The organism is Thauera sp. 28, assembly GCF_000310145.2.
Classification (GTDB): domain Bacteria; phylum Pseudomonadota; class Gammaproteobacteria; order Burkholderiales; family Rhodocyclaceae; genus Thauera; species Thauera mechernichensis.
In genome coordinates this window covers 1-26,020 of record NZ_AMXA01000032.1, presented here as the reverse complement: position 1 = coordinate 26,020, position 26,020 = coordinate 1, and the positions used below count along the sequence as shown (strand labels likewise).

General features: G+C 65.6%; 25 protein-coding genes. 12 read left to right on the top strand and 13 right to left on the bottom strand.

Annotation, left to right across the window (positions count from 1 at the left end; translation table 11 throughout):
• Nucleotides 1-97 precede the first annotated feature (97 nt).
• Entirely contained in the window at nucleotides 98-2,392 is a 2,295-nt protein-coding gene (locus C662_RS16795; protein ID WP_002931737.1) for an NADP-dependent malic enzyme, read from the bottom strand.
• Nucleotides 2,393-2,745: 353 nt separating this feature from the next.
• On the opposite strand from C662_RS16795, the gene C662_RS16790 reads away from it, so the two are divergent.
• A complete protein-coding gene (locus C662_RS16790) occupies nucleotides 2,746-3,525 on the top strand; it encodes a ParA family protein (protein ID WP_002931736.1) in 780 nt (259 codons plus the stop codon).
• Between the two features lie 52 nt (nucleotides 3,526-3,577).
• On the opposite strand, the gene alaS is transcribed toward C662_RS16790, so the two are convergent.
• The 3 genes from alaS to C662_RS16775 all read right to left on the bottom strand — a co-directional run bounded on the left by alaS (nucleotide 3,578) and on the right by C662_RS16775 (nucleotide 6,928).
• The gene (alaS, locus tag C662_RS16785) at nucleotides 3,578-6,211 is read right to left on the bottom strand and encodes an alanine--tRNA ligase (RefSeq protein ID WP_002931725.1); all 2,634 of its coding nucleotides are present in this window, start codon (nucleotides 6,209-6,211) and stop codon (nucleotides 3,578-3,580) included.
• A gap of 62 nt (nucleotides 6,212-6,273) precedes the next feature.
• The gene (locus C662_RS16780) at nucleotides 6,274-6,687 is read right to left on the bottom strand and encodes a type II toxin-antitoxin system VapC family toxin (protein WP_002931724.1); all 414 of its coding nucleotides are present in this window, start codon (nucleotides 6,685-6,687) and stop codon (nucleotides 6,274-6,276) included.
• On the bottom strand, nucleotides 6,677-6,928 hold the full coding sequence (locus C662_RS16775) for a ribbon-helix-helix protein, CopG family (RefSeq protein WP_002931721.1): 252 nt from the start codon (nucleotides 6,926-6,928) through the stop codon (nucleotides 6,677-6,679). Before C662_RS16775 ends, C662_RS16780 begins: the two co-directional genes overlap by 11 nt.
• Before the next feature lie 151 nt (nucleotides 6,929-7,079).
• Between C662_RS16775 and C662_RS16770 the strand changes: the two genes are divergently transcribed.
• Nucleotides 7,080-7,631 (top strand): cob(I)yrinic acid a,c-diamide adenosyltransferase, encoded by a 552-nt coding sequence (locus C662_RS16770; protein ID WP_002931719.1) that lies wholly within the window; start codon nucleotides 7,080-7,082, stop codon nucleotides 7,629-7,631.
• Between the two features lie 3 nt (nucleotides 7,632-7,634).
• On the opposite strand, the gene dinB is transcribed toward C662_RS16770, so the two are convergent.
• Together dinB and aroG are read right to left on the bottom strand one after the other, a co-directional pair.
• Nucleotides 7,635-8,729 (bottom strand): DNA polymerase IV, encoded by a 1,095-nt coding sequence (gene dinB, locus C662_RS16765; protein WP_002931716.1) that lies wholly within the window; start codon nucleotides 8,727-8,729, stop codon nucleotides 7,635-7,637.
• Between the two features lie 79 nt (nucleotides 8,730-8,808).
• A complete protein-coding gene (gene aroG, locus C662_RS16760) occupies nucleotides 8,809-9,894 on the bottom strand; it encodes a 3-deoxy-7-phosphoheptulonate synthase AroG (RefSeq protein ID WP_002931714.1) in 1,086 nt (361 codons plus the stop codon).
• A 163-nt stretch (nucleotides 9,895-10,057) separates the two neighbouring features.
• Here aroG and msrP point away from each other — a divergent pair, with 163 nt between their 5' ends.
• On the top strand, nucleotides 10,058-11,011 hold the full coding sequence (msrP, locus tag C662_RS16755) for a protein-methionine-sulfoxide reductase catalytic subunit MsrP (protein ID WP_002931713.1): 954 nt from the start codon (nucleotides 10,058-10,060) through the stop codon (nucleotides 11,009-11,011).
• Nucleotides 11,011-11,682, top strand: a complete 672-nt coding sequence (locus C662_RS16750) for a sulfite oxidase heme-binding subunit YedZ (RefSeq protein WP_002931712.1) — start codon at nucleotides 11,011-11,013, stop codon at nucleotides 11,680-11,682. Before msrP ends, C662_RS16750 begins: the two co-directional genes overlap by 1 nt.
• On the opposite strand, the gene C662_RS16745 is transcribed toward C662_RS16750, so the two are convergent.
• The 3 genes from C662_RS16745 to yjgA are packed head-to-tail and all read right to left on the bottom strand — an operon-like array spanning nucleotide 11,669 to nucleotide 14,106.
• The gene (locus C662_RS16745; RefSeq protein WP_232433300.1) at nucleotides 11,669-12,886 is read right to left on the bottom strand and encodes a methyltransferase; all 1,218 of its coding nucleotides are present in this window, start codon (nucleotides 12,884-12,886) and stop codon (nucleotides 11,669-11,671) included. The genes C662_RS16750 and C662_RS16745 overlap by 14 nt on opposite strands.
• Complete coding sequence (mog, locus tag C662_RS16740) at nucleotides 12,861-13,451, bottom strand: molybdopterin adenylyltransferase (RefSeq protein WP_002931709.1); 591 nt, start codon at nucleotides 13,449-13,451, stop codon at nucleotides 12,861-12,863. Before mog ends, C662_RS16745 begins: the two co-directional genes overlap by 26 nt.
• 31 nt (nucleotides 13,452-13,482) lie before the next feature.
• Entirely contained in the window at nucleotides 13,483-14,106 is a 624-nt protein-coding gene (gene yjgA / locus C662_RS16735; protein ID WP_002931703.1) for a ribosome biogenesis factor YjgA, read from the bottom strand.
• 56 nt (nucleotides 14,107-14,162) lie between these two features.
• Between yjgA and pmbA the strand changes: the two genes are divergently transcribed.
• The 8 genes from pmbA to ribD all read left to right on the top strand — a co-directional run bounded on the left by pmbA (nucleotide 14,163) and on the right by ribD (nucleotide 22,753).
• Nucleotides 14,163-15,509, top strand: coding sequence for a metalloprotease PmbA (gene pmbA / locus C662_RS16730; protein ID WP_002931700.1), 1,347 nt, complete (start codon nucleotides 14,163-14,165; stop codon nucleotides 15,507-15,509).
• A 124-nt stretch (nucleotides 15,510-15,633) separates the two neighbouring features.
• Nucleotides 15,634-16,716 carry a TRAP transporter substrate-binding protein gene (locus C662_RS16725; RefSeq protein ID WP_002931697.1) on the top strand — a complete coding sequence of 361 codons (1,083 nt, stop codon included), beginning with the start codon at nucleotides 15,634-15,636 and terminating at the stop codon, nucleotides 16,714-16,716.
• A 131-nt stretch (nucleotides 16,717-16,847) separates the two neighbouring features.
• Complete coding sequence (locus tag C662_RS16720) at nucleotides 16,848-17,435, top strand: TRAP transporter small permease subunit (RefSeq protein ID WP_002931696.1); 588 nt, start codon at nucleotides 16,848-16,850, stop codon at nucleotides 17,433-17,435.
• The gene (locus tag C662_RS16715) at nucleotides 17,432-19,105 is read left to right on the top strand and encodes a TRAP transporter large permease (RefSeq protein WP_002931695.1); all 1,674 of its coding nucleotides are present in this window, start codon (nucleotides 17,432-17,434) and stop codon (nucleotides 19,103-19,105) included. The genes C662_RS16720 and C662_RS16715 overlap by 4 nt, the downstream gene beginning before the upstream one ends.
• A 4-nt stretch (nucleotides 19,106-19,109) precedes the next feature.
• Nucleotides 19,110-19,748, top strand: a complete 639-nt coding sequence (locus tag C662_RS16710; RefSeq protein WP_002931691.1) for a histidine phosphatase family protein — start codon at nucleotides 19,110-19,112, stop codon at nucleotides 19,746-19,748.
• 104 nt (nucleotides 19,749-19,852) lie between these two features.
• Nucleotides 19,853-21,103, top strand: a complete 1,251-nt coding sequence (gene glyA, locus C662_RS16705; protein WP_002931687.1) for a serine hydroxymethyltransferase — start codon at nucleotides 19,853-19,855, stop codon at nucleotides 21,101-21,103.
• 62 nt (nucleotides 21,104-21,165) lie between these two features.
• Entirely contained in the window at nucleotides 21,166-21,681 is a 516-nt protein-coding gene (gene nrdR / locus C662_RS16700) for a transcriptional regulator NrdR (protein ID WP_002931684.1), read from the top strand.
• The gene (gene ribD, locus C662_RS16695; RefSeq protein WP_002931682.1) at nucleotides 21,662-22,753 is read left to right on the top strand and encodes a bifunctional diaminohydroxyphosphoribosylaminopyrimidine deaminase/5-amino-6-(5-phosphoribosylamino)uracil reductase RibD; all 1,092 of its coding nucleotides are present in this window, start codon (nucleotides 21,662-21,664) and stop codon (nucleotides 22,751-22,753) included. Before nrdR ends, ribD begins: the two co-directional genes overlap by 20 nt.
• A 27-nt stretch (nucleotides 22,754-22,780) precedes the next feature.
• Here the strand turns inward: ribD and C662_RS16690 are convergent, their stop codons facing one another.
• The 4 genes from C662_RS16690 to C662_RS16675 all read right to left on the bottom strand — a co-directional run.
• Complete coding sequence (locus C662_RS16690; protein WP_002931680.1) at nucleotides 22,781-23,536, bottom strand: HesA/MoeB/ThiF family protein; 756 nt, start codon at nucleotides 23,534-23,536, stop codon at nucleotides 22,781-22,783.
• A gap of 8 nt (nucleotides 23,537-23,544) precedes the next feature.
• Nucleotides 23,545-23,994: a hypothetical protein gene (locus C662_RS16685; RefSeq protein ID WP_198291765.1), complete on the bottom strand. Its 450-nt coding sequence runs from the start codon at nucleotides 23,992-23,994 to the stop codon at nucleotides 23,545-23,547.
• Nucleotides 23,995-24,017: 23 nt separating this feature from the next.
• Nucleotides 24,018-25,391, bottom strand: coding sequence for a S41 family peptidase (locus C662_RS16680; protein ID WP_002931676.1), 1,374 nt, complete (start codon nucleotides 25,389-25,391; stop codon nucleotides 24,018-24,020).
• Nucleotides 25,392-25,440: 49 nt separating this feature from the next.
• On the bottom strand, nucleotides 25,441-26,020 hold a 580-nt coding region (locus C662_RS16675; protein ID WP_002931674.1), incomplete at its 5' end, for a murein hydrolase activator EnvC family protein.

Genomic DNA, 26,020 nt, shown 5'->3' with positions numbered 1-26,020 from the left:
ACCGCATGCTCCCTTGAAACGATGTGGGGCAGCCGCTCGCGCGGCCACCCCATGTCATGGGCGACGCCTGCGCCCACATCAAAAGCACCCGCCCGAATCAAGCTCTGGCGTTGCGCGACTCCTTGGCATCCACTACGGCGAGCGCTGTCATGTTCACCAGCCGGCGCACGGTCGCCGACGGCGTCACGATGTGCACCGACTTCGCCGCCCCGAGCAGGATCGGCCCAACCGACACGCCATCGCCATTCGCCATCTTCATCAGGTTGAAGGAGATGTTGGCGGCGTCGAGGTTGGGCATCACCAGCAGGTTGGCTTCGCCCTTCAGGTCGGAGTCCGGGTGCAGCTTGTCGCGAATCTCTTCGGAGAGCGCGGCATCGCCGTGCATCTCGCCATCGACATTCAGGCCAGGCACGGTCGCACGCAGGATCTCGCAGGCTTCGCGCATCTTGCGTGCCGAGGCCGAGCCCGAGCTGCCAAAGTTGGAGTGCGACAGCAGCGCCACGCTCGGCTCGATGCCAAAACGGCTCAGCTCTTCAGCAGCCATGCGGGCAATCTCGGCCACCTCTGCGGCGCTCGGATTCTCATTGACGTAGGTATCGGTGATCGCCAGCATGCGCTTGGACAGCAGCAGCAGGTTCATCGCTGCGAACTGCTTGGCGCCCGGCGCGAGGCCAATGACGTCCTCCACCTGCTTGAGATGGTAATCGTAGGTACCGAAGGTGCCGCACACCATCGCGTCGGCGTCCCCGCGGCGCAGCAGCATGGCGCCGATCAGGGTGGTATCGCGGCGGATCTTGGCCTTGGCGAGGTCGGGCGTCACGCCGTCGCGCTTCATCAACCGGTAGTACTCGTTCCACAGTTCGCGGTAGCGCGGATCGGATTCCGGATTGACGATCTCGAAGTCGCGCTCGGGCCGGAGGTTGAGGCCGATCTTCTTGATGCGCATCTCGATGACCTCGGGACGGCCGATCAGGATCGGGCGCGCCAGGCCTTCGTCGAGCACCACGCGCACTGCGTGCAACACGCGCTCGTCCTCACCCTCGCAGTAGATCACGCGCTTTTGCTCGGGCGGCACGGCCTTGGCCGCCGAGAACACGGGCTTCATGACGATGCCGGACTGATAGACGAAGGCGTTGAGGCTGGTGACGTAGGCGTCGAAATCCTCGATCGGCTTGGTCGCCACGCCCGAGTCCATCGCCGCCCTCGCCACCGCGGGGGCGATCTTGACGATCAGGCGCGGATCGAAGGGCTTGGGGATGATGTACTCGGGGCCGAAGCTCAGCTCCTGGCCACCGTAGGCGCTGGCGACGATGTCGCTGGCCTCGGCTTCGGCCAGTTCGGCGATCGCCTTCACGCAGGCGAGCTTCATCTCCTCGTTGATCGTGGTCGCGCCCACATCCAGCGCACCACGGAAGATGAAGGGGAAGCACAGCACGTTATTGACCTGGTTCGGGAAGTCCGAACGGCCGGTAGCGACGATGCAGTCCGGACGCACGGCCTTGGCGTCGGCCGGCAGGATCTCGGGGTTCGGGTTGGCGAGCGCGAAGATCAGCGGCTGGTCGGCCATCTTCGCGACCATCTCGGGCTTGAGCACACCGGCGGTGGACAGGCCAAGGAAGACGTCGGCACCGACAATCGCATCGCCCAGCGTGCGCGCATCGGTCGTCTGGGCGTAGCGCGCCTTGGTCGGCTCCATGTTGGCCTCGCGGCCCACGAAGATCACCCCCTTGGAGTCGCAGACGAAGATGTTCTCGCGCTTCAGACCGAGGCTGACCATCAGGTCGAGGCAGGCGATCGCCGCCGCGCCGGCACCCGAGCACACCAGCTTGACCTTGTCGATGTCCTTGCCGATGACCTTGAGGCCATTGAGCAGGCCCGCGGCAGAGATGATGGCGGTGCCGTGCTGGTCGTCATGGAAGACCGGGATCTTCATGCGCTCGCGCAGCTTCTGCTCGATATAGAAGCACTCGGGCGCCTTGATGTCCTCGAGATTGATACCGCCCAACGTGGGCTCGAGCGCGGCGATGATCTCGATCAGCTTGTCGGGATCATTCTCTGCCAGTTCGATATCGAAGACGTCGATATTGGCGAACTTCTTGAACAGGCAGCCCTTGCCCTCCATGACCGGCTTCGAGGCCAGCGGCCCGATGTTGCCCAGGCCGAGCACCGCTGTACCGTTGGTGACCACCGCAACCAGATTGCCACGGCTGGTGAGTTCGAAGGCCTCCGCAGGATCGGCAACGATGGCGTCGCAGGCTGCCGCCACGCCGGGCGAATAGGCAAGCGCGAGGTCGCGCTGGTTGGTGAGCCCCTTGGTGGGCACGACTGAAATCTTGCCGCGTGTCGGCGAGCGGTGATAGTCGAGTGCGGCGGCGATGAAATCCTGGTCCATGTTCTCCCCTCTGCGAGTCTTGAGGTATGTCGTGTCTGAAACGCGGGCGAGCACTTCGCCCGCGGGGCGACAGCGGACCGGGACGGTCGCGCTGCGTGGGCATCGTTCGGGATGTTCTCGGAAAAGCGGAATTGTTTTTGTGGCTGCGCGTCGAGCGGCGCAGGAACGACCTCGATTGACGTCGCGGAAGTTTAGCGCAGCCGCCCCCATTTGGCATCGCGCCGGACTGATCTGGCGCATCACGACGGCGATGGACACCGCCACACACCCCGCCAGCGGCCGTTTTTGGCAGAATGCGGGCTCCGGACGCGCCGCAGGCAGGGCGTGGCGCATACGAACAGGGGGAGAAAGGCATGCGGCGAGTGGTGTTCAATCAGAAGGGCGGAGTCGGCAAATCCACCATCACCTGCAACCTGGCGGCGATCAGCGCGCAACAGGGCAAGCGCACCCTCGTCGTGGACCTCGACCCGCAAGGCAACTCGACCCAATACCTCCTCGGCGCGAATGGCGAGGACCTCGAAGCCACACTGGCGGATTTCTTCGACCAGACACTCAACTTCAAGCTCAACCCGCGCAGCACCGAGGACTTCATCGTCGCCACCCCTTTCGAGGGCCTGCACGTGATGCCCTCGCATCCGCAACTCGAGGAGCTGCAGTCCAAACTCGAGTCGCGCTACAAGATCTACAAGCTGCGCGATGCGCTCGAAGAGCTGGCAAAGGACTTCGACTGCGTCTACATCGACACGCCGCCCGCGCTCAACTTCTTCACCCGTTCGGCGCTGATCGCGGCCGACGCCTGCCTGATCCCCTTCGACTGCGACGAGTTTTCGCGCAAGGCCCTGTACGCGCTGCTCGAGAACGTGCAGGAGATCAAGTCCGACCACAACCGCAACCTGCAGGTCGAGGGCATCGTGGTCAACCAGTTCCAGCCGCGCGCCACCCTGCCGCAAAAGGTGGTGCAGGAACTCATCGATGAAGGTCTGCCCGTGTTGCAGCCCTACCTGTCGGCTTCGGTGAAGATCAAGGAATCGCACGAGCAGGCCAAACCGATGGTCCACCTCGATCCCAAGCACAAGCTGTCGCAAGAGTTCGTCGCCCTGCACGACACGCTGGCACGCAAGTACGGCGCATGACGTGTTGCACGGGCGGCGATGACGCTGCCCGTGCCCTACCGTGCGAAGCCGCTCAGAGCTTCGCCGCCACCCAGTCCTTCACCGCCGCCAGCGCCGCCGGCAGGTTCTCCGGCTGGGTGCCGCCAGCCTGGGCCATGTCGGGACGGCCGCCGCCCTTGCCGCCGACCTGCTGGGCGACAAAGTTGACCAGCTCGCCGGCCTTGACCTTGGCGGTGTGGTCCGCGGTGACACCGGCGATCAGGCTGACCTTGCCCTCGCCCACGCTCGCCAGCACGATCGCGGCCGACTTGAGCTTGTCCTTGAGCTTGTCCATGGTGTCGCGCAAGGTCGGCACGTCAGCGCCTTCGAGCATCGCGGCGAGCACCTTGAGGCCGCCAAGCTCCACCGCCTGGCTCACCAGCTCGTCACCCTGGCTGGCGGCAAGCTTGCCCTTGAGGCGGGCGAGTTCCTTCTCCAGCGCGCGTACGTTGTCGAGAATGCCGGCGACGCGCTCGGCGACCTCGTCGGGCTGGACCTTGAGCAATGCGGACATGCCCTGCACGCGACGCTCCTGCTCCTGGGTGTAGCGCAGCGCGTTCTCACCGGTGATCGCCTCCACACGGCGGATGCCGGCGGCGACGCCGCCCTCGCCGACGATCTTGAACAGGCCGATGTCGCCAGTACGCTCGACATGGGTCCCGCCACACAACTCCTTGGAGCTGCCGATCGACAGCACGCGCACCTCGTCGGCGTACTTCTCGCCGAACAGCATCATCGCGCCGGACTTCTGCGCTGCTTCCAGCGCCATCACCTCGGCGCGGGTGTCGGTGTTGGCGAGGACCTCACGGTTCACCAACTCCTCGACCTCACGGATCTCCTCGGCCGTCATCGGCGCAGTGTGGGCGAAGTCGAAGCGGGTCTTGTCGGGGTCCACCAGCGAGCCCTTCTGCTGCACGTGGGCGCCGAGCACCTCGCGCAGGGCCTTGTGCATGATGTGGGTGACCGAATGGTTGCGCGCGGTGGCGGCTCGTGCGGCCACGTCCACCCGGGCGCTCACGCCCTGGCCCACCGACAGCCTGCCGGTGCGCACCACGCCGTGGTGGCCGAACACCGCGGCCTGGATCTTCTGCGTATCTTCCACACCGAAGATGCCTGCGCCGCCGCGCAGCTCGCCGCGGTCGCCGACCTGGCCGCCGGATTCGGCGTAGAACGGCGTGTGGTCGAGCACCACCACCCCCATCTCGCCCTCGAGCAGCTCATTGACCGGTGCGCCATCCTTGTACAGCGCGAGGATGTTGCCCTTCTCCTCCAGCAGCGTGTAGCCGTGGAAGGCGGTCTCGGGGCCGTCGTAGTCCAGGTTGGCCGCCATCTTGAACTTGCCTGCGGCACGCGCCTGCTCCTTCTGGCGTGCCATCGCGGCGTCGAAGGCGAGGGCATCGACGGTCACATCACGCTCTCGGCAGATGTCCGCGGTGAGGTCGAGCGGGAAGCCGTAGGTGTCGTGCAGCTTGAAAGCGGTGTTGCCGTCGAAGACCTTCTTGCCCGCGGCCTCCATCGCCGCGAGCTCGGCCTCGACGATCGCCATGCCGTTCTCGATGGTGGCGAAGAAGCGCTCTTCTTCCTGGCGCAGCACGTCCACGATGCGGCGCTCGCCGTCCTTGAGCTCGAGATAGGCGCTGCCCATCTCGCCGACGAGGTCTGGCACCATCTTGTGGAAGAAGGCGGCGCGCGCGCCAAGCTTGTAACCGTGGCGGATCGCACGGCGGATGATGCGACGCAGCACGTAGCCGCGACCTTCGTTGCCCGGGATCACGCCATCGGCGATCAGGAAGGAACAGGCACGGATGTGGTCGGCCAGCACCTTCAGCGACGGCGAGTCCATGTCGGCCGGTTTATTGGCAGATGAGGTTTCGCGGGCAGCGGCCTTGATCAACGCCTGGAACAGGTCGATCTCGTAGTTGGCGTGCACGCCCTGCAGCACCGCCGAGATGCGCTCCAGACCCATGCCGGTGTCCACCGAGGGCTTGGGCAGCGGATGCATCACGCCCTGCTCATCGCGGTTGAACTGCATGAACACGTTGTTCCAGATCTCGATGTAGCGGTCGCCGTCTTCCTCGGGCGATCCCGGGGGGCCGCCCCAGATGTGCTCGCCGTGGTCGTAGAAGATCTCGGTGCACGGACCGCAAGGCCCCGTATCGCCCATCATCCAGAAGTTGTCCGAAGCGTAGCGCGCGCCCTTGTTGTCGCCGATGCGGATCACGCGCTCGGCGGGCACGCCGACTTCCTTGGTCCAGATGTCGTAGGCCTCATCGTCCTCGGCATACACGGTGACCCAGAGCTTGTCCTTGGGCAGCTTGAAGACCTCGGTGAGCAGCTCCCAGGCGTACGAAATCGCATCGCGCTTGAAGTAGTCGCCGAAGCTGAAGTTGCCCAGCATCTCGAAAAAGGTGTGGTGGCGCGCGGTGTAGCCGACGTTCTCGAGGTCGTTGTGCTTGCCGCCGGCGCGCACGCACTTCTGCGAGGTGGTGGCGCGCGTGTAGGCACGCTTGTCGAAGCCGAGGAACACATCCTTGAACTGGTTCATCCCGGCGTTGGTAAACAGCAGCGTCGGGTCTTCGTGCGGTACGAGCGAACTCGAGGCCACGATCTGGTGGCCCTTGGATTCGAAGAATTTGAGGAAGGCGTCGCGGATTTCAGCGGATTTCATGAAGGGTCCAGATATGAGAGAAGTTCAAGCCGTGTTCTTCGGTTGCGCGCGCGGGGCGCAATTCAAGGCGTATTGTCGCGCAGCGGGTTGTTGAGCCAGGCGCCATCCGGCAGCCGGTAAACGTCGAAGTCGCTGTCGATCGACAGCACCTCGCGACAGCCACTCTGTGTGGAAAGCTGCACGACAGAGGCGTCTGCGAGATCCATCGGACGGTCACGGTACTTGTCCATCAGGGCGGCGATGGCGCCAACGCAACCTTGCTCCAGTTCGACGATCGCCAGCCCGCCGCGATCGATCCAGCTCAGCAGGCGCAACTGCGCGTCCACACTGTAGCGCAGCAGATGCATGACCTCGGTCAGCACGGGCCAGGTCGTCACCAGCGAAACCTCGTTGCCGCGCAGGAAGGACACGCATGCCTGATGGTGTCGGTCGGCCGGGTTGAACAATGCCAGCAGCGGACCCGCGTCAACGATCATGCTTCGCACGCAGCGACTCCGAGAGATAGTCCTTGCGGCGTTCGGCGAGGTCGCCCGGTCCTGCGTCGGGGCCTCCGAAAAGATCCTTACCGAGTTCATACGGTGTCTTGCGCGGCGCGACGCGGGCGAGATACTCCCGCAAGCTGGCCTTCACCAGTTCGCTCTTGCTGCGCCCGGTCTGCGCCGCAGCACGCGCGAGTTCGGACTCGAGTTCGGGGTCGAGACGGATCGACAGGGTCATCGTGTCGGCTCCTTGCCATTTTTGTAATACACAACGTATTGCATGCTACGTCCTCGCCCGGCAACAAGTCAATTTCAGCGCATGGCATGCAGGCGCAAGCGGCGCCTATAATTGACGCTTACGTCAACCAACCACGGGACACGAGCACACCATGGGTAACCGCCTCTCCAAGATCTACACCCGTACCGGCGACGCCGGCACCACCGGCCTGGGCGACGGCAAGCGCGTCTCCAAGAACAGCCTGCGCATCCATGCCCTGGGCGAGGTGGACGAGACCAACGCCATCATCGGCCTGCTACTGTGCGAGGAGCTTCCCGAGGAGGTGCGCGCCCTGCTCACCAACGTGCAGCACGACCTCTTCGATCTCGGCGGCGAGGTCTGCATCCCGGGCATGAGCATGATCACCGACAAGCAGGTGACCCACCTCGAAGAGGAGCTCGACCGCTTCAACGACGACCTCGAGCCGCTCAAGGACTTCATCCTGCCCGGTGGCACCCGCGCTGCGGCCTACGCCCACCACGCCCGCACCGTGTGCCGTCGCGCCGAACGCGCGCTGGTGGCGCTGGCACTGGAAGAAGCGGTCAATGACGCCCCGCGCCAGTACCTCAACCGCCTGTCTGATCTGCTGTTCGTGCTCGGCCGCGTGCTCAACCGCGCCGGCGGCCGCGGCGACGTGCTGTGGCAGAAGAGCAAGAACGCCTGACGTTCATCCGCCCGGCGCAGGGTCGAAAAGCGGGATCTGTGCCGGGCCAGGGTCCGCGGCCTCGGCCGCAAAACGCACGCCGACCCCGAGCAGGCGCACCGCCAGCGGGCTGCGGGCGTGAGCTTCGTCCAGCAGCCGCAGCCAAACGCCCTCATCGGGCGCACTACTGACGCACTCCGCCGTGGTGCGGCTGAAGTCGGCGAACCTCACCTTGACGAAGGCCTTGTGGACCGGAGGCCGGTCCTGTGCCCGCTCGAAGCGGCGGCGAAAGTCCTCCAGCAGCGCCAGCAACGCGCTCCGGCACGAGGCCAGATCGCGCAGGTCCGGCGTATAGGTGGTCTCCACCGACAGCGACTTGCGCACCCGGTCGGGCTGCACCGGGCGCTCGTCGATGCCCCGGCACAGCCGGTAGAGGCTGGCGCCAAAGCTGCCGAACTCACGGGTCAGCTCGGCCGCGCTCCAGGCCCGCAGCTCGCCACAGGTATTCACGCCAAGCCGGCTGAGCTTCTCCGCGGTTACCTTGCCAACGCCGAAGATCTTCTTCACCGGCAGCGCTGCAACGAACGCATCCACCTCTTCGGGCCGCACCACGAACTGCCCGTCGGGCTTGTTCCAGTCACTCGCCACCTTGGCGATGAACTTGTTGGGCGCGATGCCCGCTGAGGCGGTAATACCGACCTCGGCATGGATGCGCGCCCGGATCTCCTGCGCCATCAGCGTGGCAGAGCCCCGGCAGCGCTCGACGCCACTCACATCCAGGTAGGCTTCGTCCAGCGACAGGGGCTCGACCAGCGGGGTGTAGTCGCGATAGATGGCGAGGATCTGGCGCGAGGCTGCGCGATAGCGCTCGAAATCCGGCGCCAGCAGGATGAGCTGGGGACAGCGTTGCAGCGCGCGCGCCGTCGGCATTGCCGAATGCACACCGAAGGCGCGCGCCTCGTAGTTGCAGGTGGCGATCACACCGCGCGTCTCGGCGCGCCCGCCAACGGCCACCGGCCGGCCGACGAGCGCGGGGTCGTCGCGCATCTCGATCGCGGCATAGAAGCAGTCGCAATCGCAATGGATGATCTTGCGCAGCCGCGGCTCAAGCAAGGCCATGGCCCCGACTCCGCCCGCTCACTGTAAACGTGCGCGACCCGCTGACGGCAGGACGCGTCGTGCCGTCAGGAACCGAGGCTCACTCGAACTCGGCTGCGCGCTTGACGCGGCGCTGGCGCACAGCCTCGGCGAGGATATCGAGCACCTCGACACTATCCTCCCAGCCGATGCAGGCATCGGTGATGCTCTTGCCGTACTCGAGCGCCTTGCCCGGCACCAAGTCCTGGCGGCCTTCGTTGAGATGGGACTCGACCATCACGCCCATGATGCGATCGTCACCGGCCGCCATCTGCCCGGCCACGTCACGCGCAACCTCGATCTGCAGGCGGTGCTGCTTGCGGCTGTTGGCGTGGGAGAAATCGACCATCAGCTTGGAGCACACGCCGGCGCCAGCAAGCTCGCGCGAGGCAGCCTCGACACTGGCCGCATCGAAGTTGGGTTCCTTGCCGCCGCGCAGGATGGCGTGGCAGTCCTCGTTGCCGCGGGTCGACACGATGGCCGAGTGACCGGCCTTGGTTACCGACAGGAAGTGGTGCGGCGCCTGCGCGGCCTTGATCGCATCAACGGCGATGCGCAGGTTGCCATCGGTACCGTTCTTGAAGCCAACCGGACAGGACAGGCCGGAGGCAAGCTCGCGGTGCACCTGGCTCTCGGTCGTGCGCGCACCGATCGCGCCCCAGGAGATGAGGTCGCCGATGTACTGCGGCGTGATCATGTCAAGGAACTCGGTACCGGCGGGCAGGCCGAGCTCGTTGACCTCCCACAGCAGCTTGCGCGCCAGGCGCACGCCGTCGTTGATACGGAAGCTGTTGTCCAGCCCGGGGTCGTTGATCAGCCCCTTCCAGCCCACCGTGGTGCGCGGCTTCTCGAAATACACGCGCATCACCACCAGCAGGTCGTCCTTGAGGCGCTCGGCCTCGGTCTTGAGCCGGGTGGCGTACTCGATCGCGGCATCGGGATCGTGGATGGAGCACGGCCCGATCACCACCAGCAGGCGGTCATCCGCGCCGTAGAGAATGCGGTGGATGGCCTGGCGCGCCTCGTAAGCGACCTCTGCCGACTTCGGAGTGGCCGGAAACTCACGCAGCACGTGCGCGGGCGGCACAAGCTCCTTGATCTCCTGAATGCGGACGTCGTCGATGTGGATCTTCATGGAGGCGGACATTCGGCTACTCGGCGTCTTGACTGAAGGAAGCGCCCGATTCTAGCCGAAACCACCCCGAGCCGACATGCGGCCACCGCTATGCCAACGATGCACTGAACCGATCGTCGTTCAGCGCGTCTGTTCGTACACTTCACAAACGTTTTTTCGTGCAGCCTCCACTCTCATGCTCATCAAGCGCCCCTCAGACATTCTCGATTCCGAAATCACCGACCGTCGGCTGTTCGAAAACCGACGCGCCTTCATCACCCGCTCGGGTGTCGGCCTTGCCGCCGGCGCCGCGCTCTGGCACGGACTGACATCCCCGGCACGGGCCGCGCGAAGCAGTACCAATACGGCCCTCGCCGGCCTACCGTCGGCACTCAGCACCGACGAGGCGAAGACTGATTACCAGTCGGTCACGACCTACAACAACTTCTACGAATTCGGCACCGGCAAGGACGACCCGGCGCGTAACGCGGGTCGCATGGCTGTGCGTCCATGGACGGTGAGCGTCGAAGGCCTGGCTGGCAAACCGCGCACCTTCGACATCGACGACCTGATCAAGCTCGCGCCGCTCGAGGAGCGCATCTACCGCATGCGCTGCGTCGAAGGCTGGTCGATGGTGATCCCCTGGGTGGGCTTCCCGCTCGCAGCCCTGCTCAAGGAGGTCGATCCTCTCGGCAGCGCCAAGTACGTCGAGTTCCTGACCCATTACGACCGCGAAATCATGACCCGCCGCCCGGTGCTCGACTGGCCCTATGGCGAGGGCCTGCGCATGGATGAGGCACTGCATCCGCTCACCCTGCTCGCGGTCGGCCTGTATGGCGAGACCCTGCCCAACCAGAACGGAGCCCCGGTACGCCTGGTGGTGCCCTGGAAGTACGGCTTCAAGAGCGCAAAGTCCATTGTCACCATCCGCCTCACGGAGAAGCAACCGCCCACCGCCTGGAACCGCGCCGCACCGCAGGAGTACGGTTTCTACTCGAACGTCAACCCGGAGGTCTCGCATCCGCGCTGGAGCCAGGCTACCGAGCGCCGTATCGGCGAACTGCGCCGACGGCCGACCCTGATGTTCAACGGCTACGGCGAACAGGTCGCCAGCCTCTACCAGGGCATGGACCTGAGGAAGCACTACTGATGCTGCGCACCCCCTCGCCGCTCGCGCTGAACGCGATCAAGGCGCTCGTCTTCGTGCTCTGCCTGATCCCCGCAGGGCAGCTCGCCCTCGGCTGGCAGGCCGACACCCTCGGCGCCAACCCGATCGAAACCCTCACCCACGCAACCGGCGACTGGGCGCTGCGGCTGCTGCTGCTCACGCTCGCGGTCACGCCCCTGCGCCGCCTCAGCGGCCTGCACTGGCTGCTGCGCCTGCGCCGCATGCTGGGCTTGTTCGCCTTCGCTTATGCGCTCGGCCATTTTGCAATCTGGATCTGGCTCGACCTGTATCTCGACTGGCCCGCGATCGCACGCGACATCCTCGAGCGCCCCTTCGTCACCGTGGGCTTCGCGGCCCTGGTGCTGATGATTCCGCTCGCGGCAACCTCCAACACCTTCGCCATCCGCCGCATGGGCGGGCGCAGGTGGCAGGCCCTGCACCGCGCCACCTACGGCATCGCCATCCTCGGCGTACTGCACTTCTGGTGGCTGGTGAAGGCCGACGTGCTCGAACCGCTCGTGTATGCACTGGTGCTCGCCGTGCTGCTCGGCCTGCGCGCCTGGTGGCGCGAGCAGGAACGTCAGCGTCAGCTGTCGGTGCCACCGCCGGCCAAGCACCTGCAGCGGCCGGTGATCCGGATCATGCCGAAATAGCCAGCCGCCACAGCGAGGTGATCTCCGCTGCACGCGCCGCGTGCAGCGCATCGCCACTGTCAGCCGCCTTGGCGTGGCGCGGGCGGATGTCCTCTCGACCGAGCACACGCAGGCCTGCGCCCTCGATCCAGCCCAGCAGCTGCGCGCGCGTGCGCAGGCCGAGGTGCTCGGCGAGGTCGGACAGGATCAGCCAGCCCTCACCGTCCGCCGTCAGGTGCTCGGCGAGGCCCTCGAGGAAGCCGCGCAGCATGCGGCTGTCGGGGTCGTAGACCGCGCGCTCGATTGCTGCCGTCGGCTTGGCCGGCACCCAGGGCGGATTGCACACCACCAGCTGCGCACGACCGGGCGGGAACAGATCGGCCTCGACCACCTCGACCCGCTCGCCGACGCCGAGCCGGGCAAGGTTGTCGCGGGCGCAGCCGAGCGCGCGCGGATCCTGGTCGGTCGCCACCACGCGCGCCACCCCGCGGCGGGCGAGTACGGCCGCGATCACGCCTGTGCCGGTGCCGATATCGAAGGCGAGCGTGCTCGCCGGCAAGGGCGCGCGCGCGACGAGGTCGAGATATTCACCGCGAATCGGCGAGAACACGCCATACCATGGGTGGATGAGCGCGCCGAGCGCCGCCACCGTCACGCCCTTGCTGCGCCATTCGTGCGCGCCAACAAGGCCGAGCAGCTCGCGCAGCGAGATCACGAAGGGCGCATCGAGCAGATCGGCATCGCGCGTGCCCACGACCGCCTCGGCCAGCACCTGAGCGACGTCGGGCGCGCGCCGCAGCGGGATGCGCCCGCCCGCCTCGACCGGAATCAGCAGCATGCCGAGCGTACGCGCGCGCTGCGCCTGGGCCATGCGGTGGAGATGAAAGGCCTCCGCCGTCGTTGCCGGCGCCTGCGTGCGCTTGCGCGGACGCGAATCGGCGCGGCGCCCCATGGCCTGCAACAACTGGCGGGCGTTGTGGTAATCGCCGCGCCAGAGCACTGCCGTACCCTCGCAGGCCAGACGCCAGGCGGTGTCCGCTTTCATCGTGTCGTCGGCGACGACCACCCGGTGCGGCGGCGGCAGTCCATTCTCCGAGCGCCAGCGTGCGCGGCGAGCGATCGGCGTGCAGCCCGCCGACGCCCCGGGCGCGACGGAGGGCTCCTCCCAGCACAGCTCGGCCACCGTCTCCACGTCGGCCTCAGGCCTGCCGGGGACGGATCGCATGCTTGGGCCGGAAGGCCTTGATCACGGCTTCGTCGGTCTCGATGTAGGGCCCACCGATGAGATCGATGCAGTACGGAACCGCGGCGAAGATGCCGACATGGCGCACCGCGCCTTCCGCGTCGCGCACCCCCTCGAGCGTCTCGCGGATCGACTTGGGCTGGCCGGGCAGGTTGATGATGAGGCTCTTGCCGCGGATCACCGCGACCTGACGCGACAGGATCGCAGTGGGCACGAAGTTGAGGCTGATGCGGCGCATCTCCTCGCCGAAGCCCGGCATCTCCTTGTCGCCGATGGCCAGCGTGGCCTCCGGTGTGACGTCGCGCGGCGCCGGCCCGGTACCCCCGGTGGTGAGGATCAGGTTGCAGCCGGCCACATCGGCCAAGTCGACGAGGGTACGTTCGATGGTGGCGCGATCATCCGGAATCAGGCGAGCCTCGGCGGTCCATGGCGAACTCAGCGCCTTGCCCAGCCAATCCTTCAGGGCCGGAATACCCTGGTCTTCATAGGTGCCTTCGGAGGCGCGGTCGCTGATCGACACCAGGCCGATACGGATGTGTTCGCTCATGCTGGAGTTCTCGGTATGGGTTTATCTGGGGTCAGGATTGAGCGTGACCACCGCTCTCGGCACCGTCGCCCGCGTCGGCATCATCCTGTCCGGTACCCTCTGCTTCAGTTTCAGCCTCGGCCTGGAGCTGCAACTGGCGCAGCACCTGGAAAATCTCGCGGAAGGCCTTGGGCGGCTTGCCGGCCTCGCGCTCCTTGAGCGCGTTGCGGCGCAGGGTGCGCAGGTATTGAAGATCGGCGCCCGGCCAGGTCTCGGCGATGACGCCGATCACTTTGTCGTCCTCGAGCAGGTCCGCACGCAGGCGTTCGAGGCGGTGCATCTTCGCCACCTCGGCAGCGGAATTGCCGGCGAAGACTTCGAGCTGGGCCTGGATGGGCTCGGGGTCGATCTTGCGCATCAGCTTGCCGATGTACTGCAGCTGGCGACGGCGCGCTTCCATCTTGAAGCCCTGGGCGGCGCGGATGGCGTCGAACAGCGATTCGGGCAGGGGCACCTTCTTCAACTGGTCTACCGACAGCGCGACGAGTTGCTCGCCGAGATCCTGCAAGGCCAGCATTTCGCGCTTGCGGCTACTCTTGCTCGGCGGTTCGGCATAGGCCTCGTCGTCGGACTCGGGATGGGGGGACTGGCGCGAATCTGGACGCATTGCGGACATGGGGGCTGGCTTGATCGGGTTAAGATTATAGCCTTTGCACGCACCCGGCCCGCTCCATGTCCGCTCAAGGCTTCTCCTTCTCCCAGGCGCACCTCGCCGATATCGCCACCGACATTCTCAAGTACGCCCGAAAGCGCGGCGCCTCGGCGTGCGAAACCGACGTCTCGGAAGGCTTCGGCCAGTCGATCGCAGTACGCAAGAGCGAAGTCGAGACCATCGAATACAACCGCGACAAGGGCGTCGGCGTCACGGTGTACGTCGGCCAGCAGCGCGGTTACGCCAGCACCTCGGACTTCTCCAGGAAGGCGCTCAAGGCCACCGTCGACGCGGCGCTGTCGATCGCGCGCTTCACCGCGCCCGACCCTTGCGCAGGCCTGGCCGATGCGGCACTGATGGCGCGCGCCAAGGACATGCCCGAGCTTGACCTGTTCCACCCCTGGGCGATCGACGTCAATGAGGCGATCGTGCTTGCTCGACGCTGCGAGGACGCAGCATTCGCGGTAAGCCCGCAGATCAGCAACTCTGAGGGGGCGAACACCTCGATCCAGCAGTCGCACTTCGTATCGGCCAACAGCCACGGCTTCATCGGCGGCTATGCCACCACCCGCCACGGCCTGTCGTGCTCGGTGATCGCCGGCGAGGGCGACGCGATGCAGCGCGAGTACTGGTACGACTCGCGCCGCGACCCGGCCGAGCTGATGTCGCCGGAGGAGATCGGCCGCCGCGCCGGCGAACGCGCCATTGCTCGCCTGGGGGCGCGGAAGATCCGCACCTGCGAGGTGCCGGTGCTGTTCGAGGCCCCGCTGGCGGTGGCGCTGATCGGCAACTTCGTGCAGGCGGTGAGCGGCGGTTCGCTGTACCGCAAGTCGAGCTTCCTGCTCGACAGCCTTGGCCAGCAGGTCTTCTCGCCGCTGGTCAGCATCTCCGAGCGCCCCCACCTCAAACGCGCCTTCGGCTCCAGCCCCTTCGACAGCGATGGCGTCGCCACCCGCGACCGCGAAGTCGTCACCGATGGCGTACTCAACGGCTACTTCCTTTCCGCCTACTCGGCACGCAAGCTCGGCATGCAGACGACCGCCAACGCCGGCGGCTCGCACAACCTGATCGTCAAGGCCGGCGACAAGGACCTCGCAGGCCTGATCAAGCACATGGACAAGGGCCTGCTGGTCACCGAGCTGCTCGGCCACGGCGTCAACTATGTGACCGGAGACTACTCGCGCGGCGCGGCGGGCTTCTGGGTGGAAAAGGGCCGGATCAAGCACGCGGTGGAGGAAGTCACCATCGCCGGCAACCTGCGCGATATGTTCCGCAACATCGTCGCCATCGGTAACGATGCACTGCCGCGCGGCGCCAAACTGTGCGGCTCGGTACTGATCGAGCACATGAAGGTTGCAGGCCGCTGAAGGCGACGCCCTGCCCGGCCGCAGGGGCGATTAGGGTTTTCCGTGCTTTCGACGCCCGAGGCGCTACATATAATCGTCGTCAGCCGAGAACCATCAGAACACAGGCTTTTCCACAGGAGGAACCATGGAGCGTCGCAAATTCATCAAGAGCGCCGGCATTGCCGGCATCCTCGCCTCGGGCACCGCACCGGCCATCGTCAACGCACAGGAACAAGTCCGCTGGCGTCTGACCTCGAGCTTCCCCAAGGCACTCGACACCATCCACGGCGCGGCCGACGTGTTCGCCAAGCTGGTATCGGACGCCTCCGGCGGCAAGTTCCAGGTCTCGGTTCATGCACCGGGCGAACTGGTGCCGGCCTTCGGCGTCGTCGATGCCGTACAGCAGGGCACGGTCGAGTGCGGCCATACCTGCGGCTACTACTTCTTTGGCAAGGACGAGACCTTTGCCATCGACACCGCCATCCCCTTCGGCATGAACTCGCGCTCGCTCACGGCGTGGTTCTACGACGGCAACGGCCTCAAGCTCATGCGTGAGTTCTTCGCCGGCTACAACATCGTGAACTTCCCGATGGGCAACAGCGGCGCGCAGATGGGTGGCTGGTACCGCAAGGAAATCAAGACGCCGGCCGACCTCAACGGCCTCAAGATGCGCATCGGCGGCTTCGCCGGCCGCGTCGTCAGCAAGCTCGGCGGCGTACCGCAGAACATTCCTGGCGGCGAGATCTATCAGGCGCTCGAGCGCGGCACCATCGACGCCACCGAGTGGGTCGGCCCCTACGATGATCTCAAGCTCGGCTTCCACAAGGTCGCTCCGTTCTACTACTACCCCGGCTGGTGGGAAGGCGGTGCGCAGATCTCGCTGTACGTCAATGACAAGGCCTACAACGCCCTGTCGCCCGAGTACAAGACGATCGTGCAGATTGCGGCATCGCACGCCCACGTCAACATGCAGGCCATGTACGACGCGCGCAACCCGACCGCGCTCAAGCAACTCATCGCCGAAGGCGCCAAGCTGCAGCGCTTCCCGCGCGAAGTCATGGACGCCGCGCTCAAGGCACGCAACGAGGTCTACAAGGAACTGAACGACACCAACGCCAACTGGCGCAAGGTGTTCGCTGACTACGAGCGCTTCATGCGCGACCAGTATCAGTGGATTCCGCTGGCGGATGGCAGCTACGACCAGTACATGGCGGCACAGAAGCTCTGATCGACACCTGAGGCAATGACCCGCTCCGGCAGGGCGTTGCCTGATGATCACCGCCCTCGTGCGCCGCGTGGACACGAGGGCGGAATCGTGTCCGCGCGGCACGCATTCACCTTAGGAAAGCCTGCCCTGCCATGGGACCGCTACTCAAGATATCCAGACTGATCGATGCGATCAGCAACCTCGTCGGCCGCACACTGATCTGGCTCGTGCTTGCAGCCACCCTCATCAGCGCAGGCAATGCCATCGTACGTAAGACGCTCAACATTGGCTCGAACGCAATGCTCGAGATCCAGTGGTACCTCTATGCGGCGGTCTTCATGCTGGGCGGCGGCTACGCCCTGCTCAAGAACACGCATGTCCGCATCGACGTGCTGTCGAACAAGTTTTCAGCGCGTACACGCGCCTGGGTTGATATCGGCGGAATCGTCATCTTCCTGCTGCCGATGTGCTACCTGCTGTCTGTCTTTGCCTGGCCGATCGTGATGTCCGCAATCAAGACCGGCGAGGTATCGTCGAACGCTGGCGGCCTCATCCGCTGGCCCCTGTATGCCCTCGTTCCCGCCGGCTTCGGCCTGCTCGCCCTGCAAGGGCTGTCGGAGCTGATCAAGCGCATCGCCTTCCTGCGCGGCGCTGGCCCCGACCCGATGGCTTTGCCCCATGACCCGCACGCCGACTCCGGCGCTGCACCCGACGTACCTGCAGCCAAGGCCGGACAATGATCGAGTTCATTTCTGCCAACCTCGCGCCGATCATGTTCGGCGCCGTCGTGTTCTTCCTGATTTCGGGCTTTCCGGTCGCGTTCGCGCTGGCGGCTTGCGGCTTGCTGTTCGGCTTCATCGGCATGGAGCTTGGCCTGCTGCCAGGCACCTTGTTCCAGGCCCTGCCGCTGCGGGTGTTCGGCATCATGCAGAACGACATCCTGCTCGCCATCCCCTTCTTCACCCTGATGGGGCTCGTGCTCGAACGTAGCGGCATGGCCGAGGACCTCCTCGACACCGCCGGTCAGGTCTTCGGCCCAGTGCGCGGCGGCCTCGCGCTGGCGGTGATCTTCGTCGGCGCACTGCTCGCCGCCACCACTGGCGTCGTCTCGGCCTCGGTCATCTCGATGGGCCTGATTTCGCTGCCGATCATGCTGCGCTACGGCTACAGCCGGCCGATCGCATGCGGCGCGATCACGGCCTCCGGCACGTTGGCACAAGCGATTCCACCCTCGCTGGTGTTGATCGTGATGGCAGACCAACTCGGTCGCAGCGTCGGAGACATGTACAAGGGCGCCTTCCTGCCCGCCTTCATCCTGGTGTCGATGTACGCCCTGTTCATCATCGGCGTGGCAATCTTCCGGCCCAAGCTGGTGCCTGCCCTGCCGCCCGAGGCGCTCAAGTTCCGCCAACCCGATGGCAGTTCGGGCCTTCGCTCACTGGTTGTGTTCGGCGTCCTGATCGCGCTGGCCACCATCGGCTTCGCCGGGATCTACCCGCAACTCAGCGGCAGCGCGGTTCCACCGGGGCGCGAGGAGGTTGCGGTGGTGGCGCTCACCTTCGGCACCGCGCTGGCACTCGTTCTGGCCGGCATCAACAAGCTGCTCGGCCTTGGCCTGCTGTCACGCATCAGCGAACGCGTCACCTTCGTGCTCGTGCCCCCGCTGGCGCTGATCTTCCTGGTACTCGGCACGATCTTCCTCGGCATCGCGACGCCGACCGAAGGTGGTGCGATGGGCGCACTCGGCGCATTGCTGATGGCTTTCGCCCGTCGCCGTCTGAGCTTCGGCAAGCTGGTAGAGGCGCTCGAAGCTACGACAAAGCTGTCGGTGTTCGTGATGTTCATCCTCATCGGCGCCACGGTGTTCAGCTTCACGTTCACTGCAGTCGATGGCAAGCAGTGGGTCGAGCATCTGTTCGACCAGCTTCCGGGCGGACAGATCGGCTTTCTGCTGTTCGTGAATGCGATGATCTTCTTCCTCGGCTTCTTCCTCGACTTCTTCGAGATCGCCTTCATCCTGATCCCGCTGCTCGCGCCGGTCGCCGACAAGCTTGGCATCGATCTGATCTGGTTCGGGGTCCTGATCGCGATGAACCTGCAGACCTCCTTCCTCACGCCGCCCTTCGGCTTCGCGCTCTTCTACCTGCGCAGCGTGGCCCCCGTATCCTCCTTCATCGACCGCGTCACGGGGCAGCGCGTGCCGGGCGTGCGCACCCAGGAGATCTATGCGGGCTCGGTCGCATTCGTGATCATCCAGATCATCATGATCGCCCTGCTGATTGCCTTCCCGCAGCTGGTCACGGGCAATCTCGATGCCAAGGTGGAGGTCGACCTCGACACCATCCGCATCGAGGCCCCGAGCGGCGGAGGAGGCTGGGGCGAGGAAGGCGGCGAGAAGGACGGTTGGTAAGAACGTGCTGACCCGCTTCTGTCTCGTACGCCATGGCGAAACCCCCTGGAACGCAGAACTGCGCCTCCAGGGGCATATCGACGTGCCGCTCAATGACACCGGTCGCCGCCAGGCGGCCGCCACCGCCCGCGTATTGTCCGCGCACCGCTTCGACGCGCTGTACAGCAGCGATCTCGCCCGCGCACTGCAGACAGCAGCTGCAGCAGCCAGCGCCTGCGGGCTGCAGCCGCTACCTCACAGCGGGCTGCGCGAGCGCCACTACGGAGTGCTCCAGGGGCGGACCTACGATGAGGCCGAGGCCCAGCATCCTGAAGTCTGGCGGCACTTCAAAGGACGCAACCCGGCCTACTCATTCCCCGGCGGCGGCGAGAGCCTGGCCGAGTTCGATGCCCGCGTGCGTCAAGCAATGGACGCGATCCTGCGCGCCCACACAGGGCAGACAGTGCTGGTCGTCACCCATGGCGGCGTGCTCGACATCATCCACCGGCTGGCGTCCGGAAAGCCGCTCGAGGCCGCACGCGACTTCGCGATTCCGAACGCGGCGCTCAACTGGATCGCGCACGACGCGCAGGGGTGGCGGCTGGAGTGCTGGGCAGACCAGACCCATCTTGGCAGCAGCATGGACGAACTGCCTCACCCCTGAGGCGGACGCACAGGGGCACACCAGCGAACACCGGGGCCACTCGCTTGCGGCGGCGCACCACATGGTAGAATTCCTTTTTAATCAACCGCTGAAGACTTCGCCCCATGTTCTCCGCGCAAGACACCCTCGCCAAGGTCGACCCTGAACTCTGGGCTGCCGTGCAGGCAGAAAACCGCCGTCAGGAAGATCACATCGAGCTGATCGCCTCCGAAAACTACGTCTCCACCGCGGTCATGGAGGCTCAAGGCTCCCAGCTCACCAACAAGTACGCCGAGGGTTACCCCGGCAAGCGTTACTACGGCGGCTGCGAGCATGTCGATGTGGCCGAGCAGCTCGCCATCGACCGCCTCAAGGCACTGTTCGGCGCCGAGGCCGCGAACGTGCAGCCGAACTCCGGCTCCCAGGCCAACCAAGCCGTGCTGATGGCCTTCGCCAAGCCGGGCGACACCATCATGGGCATGAGCCTGGCCGAAGGCGGCCACCTCACCCACGGCATGCCGCTGAACATGTCCGGCAAGTGGTTCAACGTTGTCGCCTACGGTCTCAACGACAAGGAAGAGATCGACTACGACAAGATGGAAGCACTCGCGCGCGAACACAAGCCGCGCATCATCATCGCAGGCGCCTCCGCCTATTCGTTGCGCATCGACTTCGAGCGCTTTGCGAAGATCGCCAAGGAGATCGGCGCCATTTTCTGGGTTGACATGGCGCACTATGCCGGCCTCATCGCTGCGGGCTTCTACCCCAACCCGGTGCCGCACGCCGACGTCGTCACTTCGACCACCCACAAGACGCTGCGCGGCCCGCGCGGCGGCATCATCCTGATGAAGGCCGAGCACGAGAAGGCGATCAACTCTGCGATCTTCCCCGGCCTGCAGGGTGGCCCGCTGATGCACGTGATCGCGGCCAAGGCGGTAGCCTTCAAGGAAGCGGCGACACCCGAGTTCCGCAACTACCAGGAACAGGTCATCGCCAACGCGCGCGTGATGGCGCGCGTACTGGGAGAGGAGCGCGGCCTGCGCATCATCTCCGGTCGCACCGAATCGCACGTCTTCCTGGTTGATCTGCGCAACAAGAAGATCACCGGCAAGGCTGCCGAAGCCGTGCTGGGTAGCGCCCATATCACGGTCAACAAGAACTCGATTCCCAACGACCCGGAGAAGCCGTTCACCACCTCGGGCATCCGTATCGGCTCGCCGGCGATGACCACGCGCGGCTTCACCGAGATCGAGTCCGAGCGTATTGCACACCTCATCGCCGACGTGCTCGACGCCCCGGAAGACCAGGCAGTCATCGAGCGCGTGCGCGGCCAGGTGGCCGAGCTGTGCGCCAGGTTCCCGGTCTACGGCAAGTAAGCTGCGGGGCGGGGCGCGTGCCGACTTGAGGCCCGCTCCGCCCACGAGCCCCCCCCCCGGCCATGAAATGCCCCTTCTGCGGCGACCCCAACACCCAGGTCACCGACACCCGCGAGAATGAGGACGGTGACGTCGTCCGCCGCCGCCGCCGCTGCGTGAGCTGTGACAAGCGCTTCACCACCTACGAGCGCATCGACCTGAAGATGCCGCATATCGTCAAGCGCAACGGCAACCGCAGCGAGTTCGACCACGCCAAGCTCGCCGGCAGCATGAAGCTGGCGCTGCGCAAGCGACCTGTCACCATCGAGGCCATTGATGCTGCGGTCGACCGCATCGAAGCGCGCCTGCTCTCCATGGGCGAACCGGAAGTCCCGAGCGAGAAGATTGGCGAACTGGTCATGAAGGAGCTCAAGAAGCTCGACAAGGTGGCATACATCCGATTTGCATCCGTGTATCGCAACTTCGCCGATGTCGACGAGTTCTCGGAAGTGATCCGTGAGGTACAGAGTCGCCCCAAGCGGGGACGCGGTGCAGCAAACCCGCCTGCCACATCCGAAGATGACCTTTTCGGCAACTGACCATGCCGCGATGGCGCGCGCGCTCGCGCTCGCCCGGCGCGGACTGGAAAGCACCTCTCCCAACCCTCGCGTCGGCTGCGTGCTGCTGCGCGACGGCAGGACGGTGGGCGAAGGCTGGCATCAACGTGCGGGCGAACCGCACGCCGAGATCCACGCCTTGCAGCAGGCTGGCGCCGACGCACGCGGAGCCACCGCCTATGTCACGCTCGAGCCATGCTCGCACTTCGGTCGCACGCCGCCATGTGCCGACGCCCTCATCGAGGCAGGCGTCAGCCGCGTCGTCGCAGCAATGGAAGACCCCAACCCGCTGGTGGCCGGCCGCGGCATGGCACGCCTGCGCGCGGCAGGAATCGTCACCGAACACGGCCTGCTCGACACCGAAGCGCGCGAACTCAACATCGGCTTCGTGTCGCGCATGACCCGCGGCCGGCCCTGGCTGCGCCTCAAGGCCGCTGCCACCCTCGACGGTAAGACTGCGCTTAACAACGGCGTCAGCCAGTGGATCACGGGCGCGGAGGCGCGACGGGACGGTCACCGCTGGCGCGCACGTGCCTGCGCCATCCTCACCGGGATTGGCACCGTACGCGAAGACGATCCACAACTGACCGTACGCGACATAGTCTGTGAACGTCAGCCGCAGCGCATCCTCATCGATGCGCGACTGGAGGTTCCCGCAGCGGCTCGTATTCTGCAGGGTGCTCCGATCCTGATCGCCACCGCGTGCGAGGAGCACGCGCGCATGGCGCCGTTGCTCGAGAGCGGACACCAGATCATCGTGCTGCCAGACACAAACGGGAAAGTAGCCCTGCCTGCGCTGATGCGAGAGCTCGGCCGCCTCGGTTTCAACGAGGTACACGCCGAAGCGGGACTGAAGCTCAACGGCTCCTTACTGCGCGAGGGCTGCGTCGATGAATTGCTGCTCTACTTCGCACCCATGCTGGCCGGCGACACCGCCCAGGGGCTGTTCAACCTGCCCGCCCTGACCCGGCTGGACGACGCCACCCAACTCGATGTGACCGACATGCGCACGATCGGTCGTGACCTGCGCGTCATCGCACGCCCCAGACGCTGAACGCACGCTGCGTAACCAGCCCCGCAGTCAGGCGGCCGCACGCGCACACACTGCACAGCCTGGATCCTTGCCGAGGCTGATGCTGCGCCACTCCATGCCCAGGCCGTCAAGCAGCAGCAAGCGGCCGTCCAGCGAGGTACCGCAGCCAATCACGAGCTTGAGCGCCTCGGCCGCCTGCGTGGTGCCAACAATGCCGACAATCGGAGCGAACACGCCCATGACGGCACAGCGGACCTCTTCAAGATCCTCGCCCTCCGGAAACAGGCAGTGGTAACAGGCGCTGTCGGCTCGGCGCAGATCGAACACCGACACCTGCCCATCAAAGCGAATCGCCGCACCCGAGACCAGCGGTTTGCGGTGCTGCAGACAGGCGCGGTTGATGGCATGCCGGGTGGCGAAATTGTCGGAACAGTCGAGCACCACGTCCGCACGCGCGACTTCGGCAGCAAGGGACTCGCCCTCCAGCCGCAACTTGAGCGGCTCGACGCGCGTGAGCGGATTGAGCCGGTTCAGTGTCAGGCGCGCTGATTCGACCTTGGGCGCCCCCACCATATCGGCCGTATGCAGGATCTGTCGCTGCAGATTGGTGAGATCGACCTCATCGTCGTCGGCGATCGCAATGGTACCGACGCCGGCGGCTGCAAGATACATGGCAGCAGGCGACCCCAGCCCCCCGGCGCCGATGATGAGCATGCGCGCGTCCAGCAAAGCCTGCTGACCCTCGACGCCGATCTCGGGCAGGAGAATGTGCCGACTGTAACGCAGCAGTTGCTCGTCATCCATTGCAGAACTCACTTGTACTCGCGCAACTCGGGCGGAGTGTCATCGTGGTCACCATGGGCATGGTGGTTCCATGCCTGGATATAGACCTCGTTCGACTGCTTGATCAGGCGCTCGGGCGAGAGCAGGTTGTGACGCTGGGTCTCCTCGCTGAAATACACGATTGCCCGCACCAGCCTCACATAAAGCGAGTTCTCGAGTGCAAAGCCGGCCTCGCGCAGCGCGTCCTCAAGCGTCTCGAGCGAATAGTCGAGCACCGAGTAGCGCACCACGACACACAGCGGGTCGGCCGTGCGCTCGATGTGAAGATCCTTGAGCAGGCGCAGCGCCCGCCAGGCCTTCTCCATCTGCCCCGGCGGCAAAGGCTTGAAGCGGATCTCACGCTGCTTGTGGATGTCCGCGCCCGGCACGGGACGATCATGATGCCTGCCTGCAAGCTTATAGGCGGTCTCCCTGCGCATCATGCCCCTCCCTTTATCATGGATTATTCCTGATTCTGGACGATCTGCTCACCCTTGAGAAGGCGGATAGCCTGCTGGAGCTGATGATCGTTCTCGCCGGCGAGCTCGAATCGGACCGGCTCGGCCTCCTCGGCACCGGCATCGGCGCCACGACCAGCCTCCGGTTTCGCGGCCTCACCCTCGCCGCCCTTGCCGTTGCCAAGGTGGCCGACGAGGTCGGCCTCCCGCACACGGCGGCTCGACCCATTGGCGCTTTCCTCGACGACGACATCGGGCTCGATCCCCTTGGCCTGGATGGAGCGCCCACTGGGCGTGTAGTAAAGCGCCGTCGTCAACTTGATGGCGGTGTTGTTGTTCAGCGGCAGGATGGTCTGCACCGAGCCCTTGCCGAAGGTCTGCGTCCCCATGACGGTGGCGCGCTTGTGGTCCTGCAGCGCACCGGCGACGATCTCTGACGCGGATGCGGAGCCGGCGTTGACCAGCACCACCATCGGCACGTCCTTCGCTGCGGGCGGCAACCGGCGCAGGAAGTCGTCCCGCGTGCCGCGCAGGTAGTCCGCAGGGGTGGCGCGGTATTCGCGCCGGGCATCATCGGTACGCCCATCGGTGGACACGACCAGCGTGTTGGCAGGCAGGAACGCCGCCGAAACGCCCACCGCGCCATGCAACAGACCACCGGGATCGTTGCGCAGGTCCAGCACCAGTCCCTTCAGCGGAACGTCCGCAGCGAGCTTGTTGAAATGCTCGACCACCGAGGCCGCGGTGTTCTCCTGGAACTGCGCAATGCGCAGGTAGCCGAAGCCAGGCTCGATCACCTTGGAACGCACGCTCTGCACCTTGATGACCTCACGCGTGAGGGTGAGCACGATCGGACGCGACTCGCCCTTGCGCATGATGGTGAGCGTGATGTCGGTACGCGGCTTGCCGCGCATGCGCTTGACCGCGTCGTTCAGGCTCATGCCCTTGACCGGCGTTTCGTCGAGCTTGACGATCAGGTCGCCGGCTTGCACACCCGCCCGGAACGCAGGCGTATCCTCGATCGGCGAAATCACCTTGACGAAGCCGTCCTCCATGCCAACCTCGATACCCAGGCCGCCGAACTCGCCCTGGGTGCCGACCTGAAGGTCCTTGAAGGCCTCGGCATCGAGATAGGCCGAATGCGGGTCGAGACCCGACAGCATGCCGCTGATCGAGTCGGTGATGAGCTTCTTGTCCTCGACCGGCTCGACATAGCCCTGCTTGATCGCATTGAATACGTCGGCGTAGGCACGCAACTCATCGACCGGCAGCGGCATCGGCGCGCTACGGTCGGCGTTTGCGGAAAAATTTAGGCTGATCATCACGCCGGCGACCACGCCGGTCATCACCAGACCGAACTGCTTTAGCTTGCTGCCCATGAAAACTCCGTTGTTTCGCCCACCCGGGCGCGCGTCCCGTGGCCGTAAGCTAGTTGAGCCGCACCCATTGCATCGGGTCCAGCGGCTGTCCTTGGTGGCGGATCTCGAAGTATAAACCCGAATCCTCGCCCCCCCCGCTGCTGCCCACGCTGGCAACCGTATCGCCACCGGCCACGCGATCTCCGACCTCTTTCAGCAAGGCATCGTTGTTGCCGTAGATCGAGAGATAGTCGCCACCATGATCGATGATGAGGAGGTTGCCGTAACCCCGCAGCCAGTCGGAGAACACCACCTCCCCGCCAGCAACGGCCTTGACTTCGGCACCCGCGCCGGTACGGATGAATACACCCTTCCAGGTTGTGCCGCTACCGGCTCTTTGAGCACCAAAACGGCCAACGAGTTCGCCCCGCACCGGGAAGCGCAACTGTCCGCGCAGTTGCGCGAAACGCACGCCGGTCGGCGTCGGCGTCGGCGTCGCACGCACCTCGCCAACCGCAGGCTCGGCACGGCGCGCGGGCCGCGATGCGGCACCCTCTGCAGGCTGGCGCTGCGCCTGTGCAGCCAGAGCGGCCTGCGCAGCGCGACGCTCGGCTTCGCGCTGCTCGGCGAGCCGACGCGCAGCCTCGCGC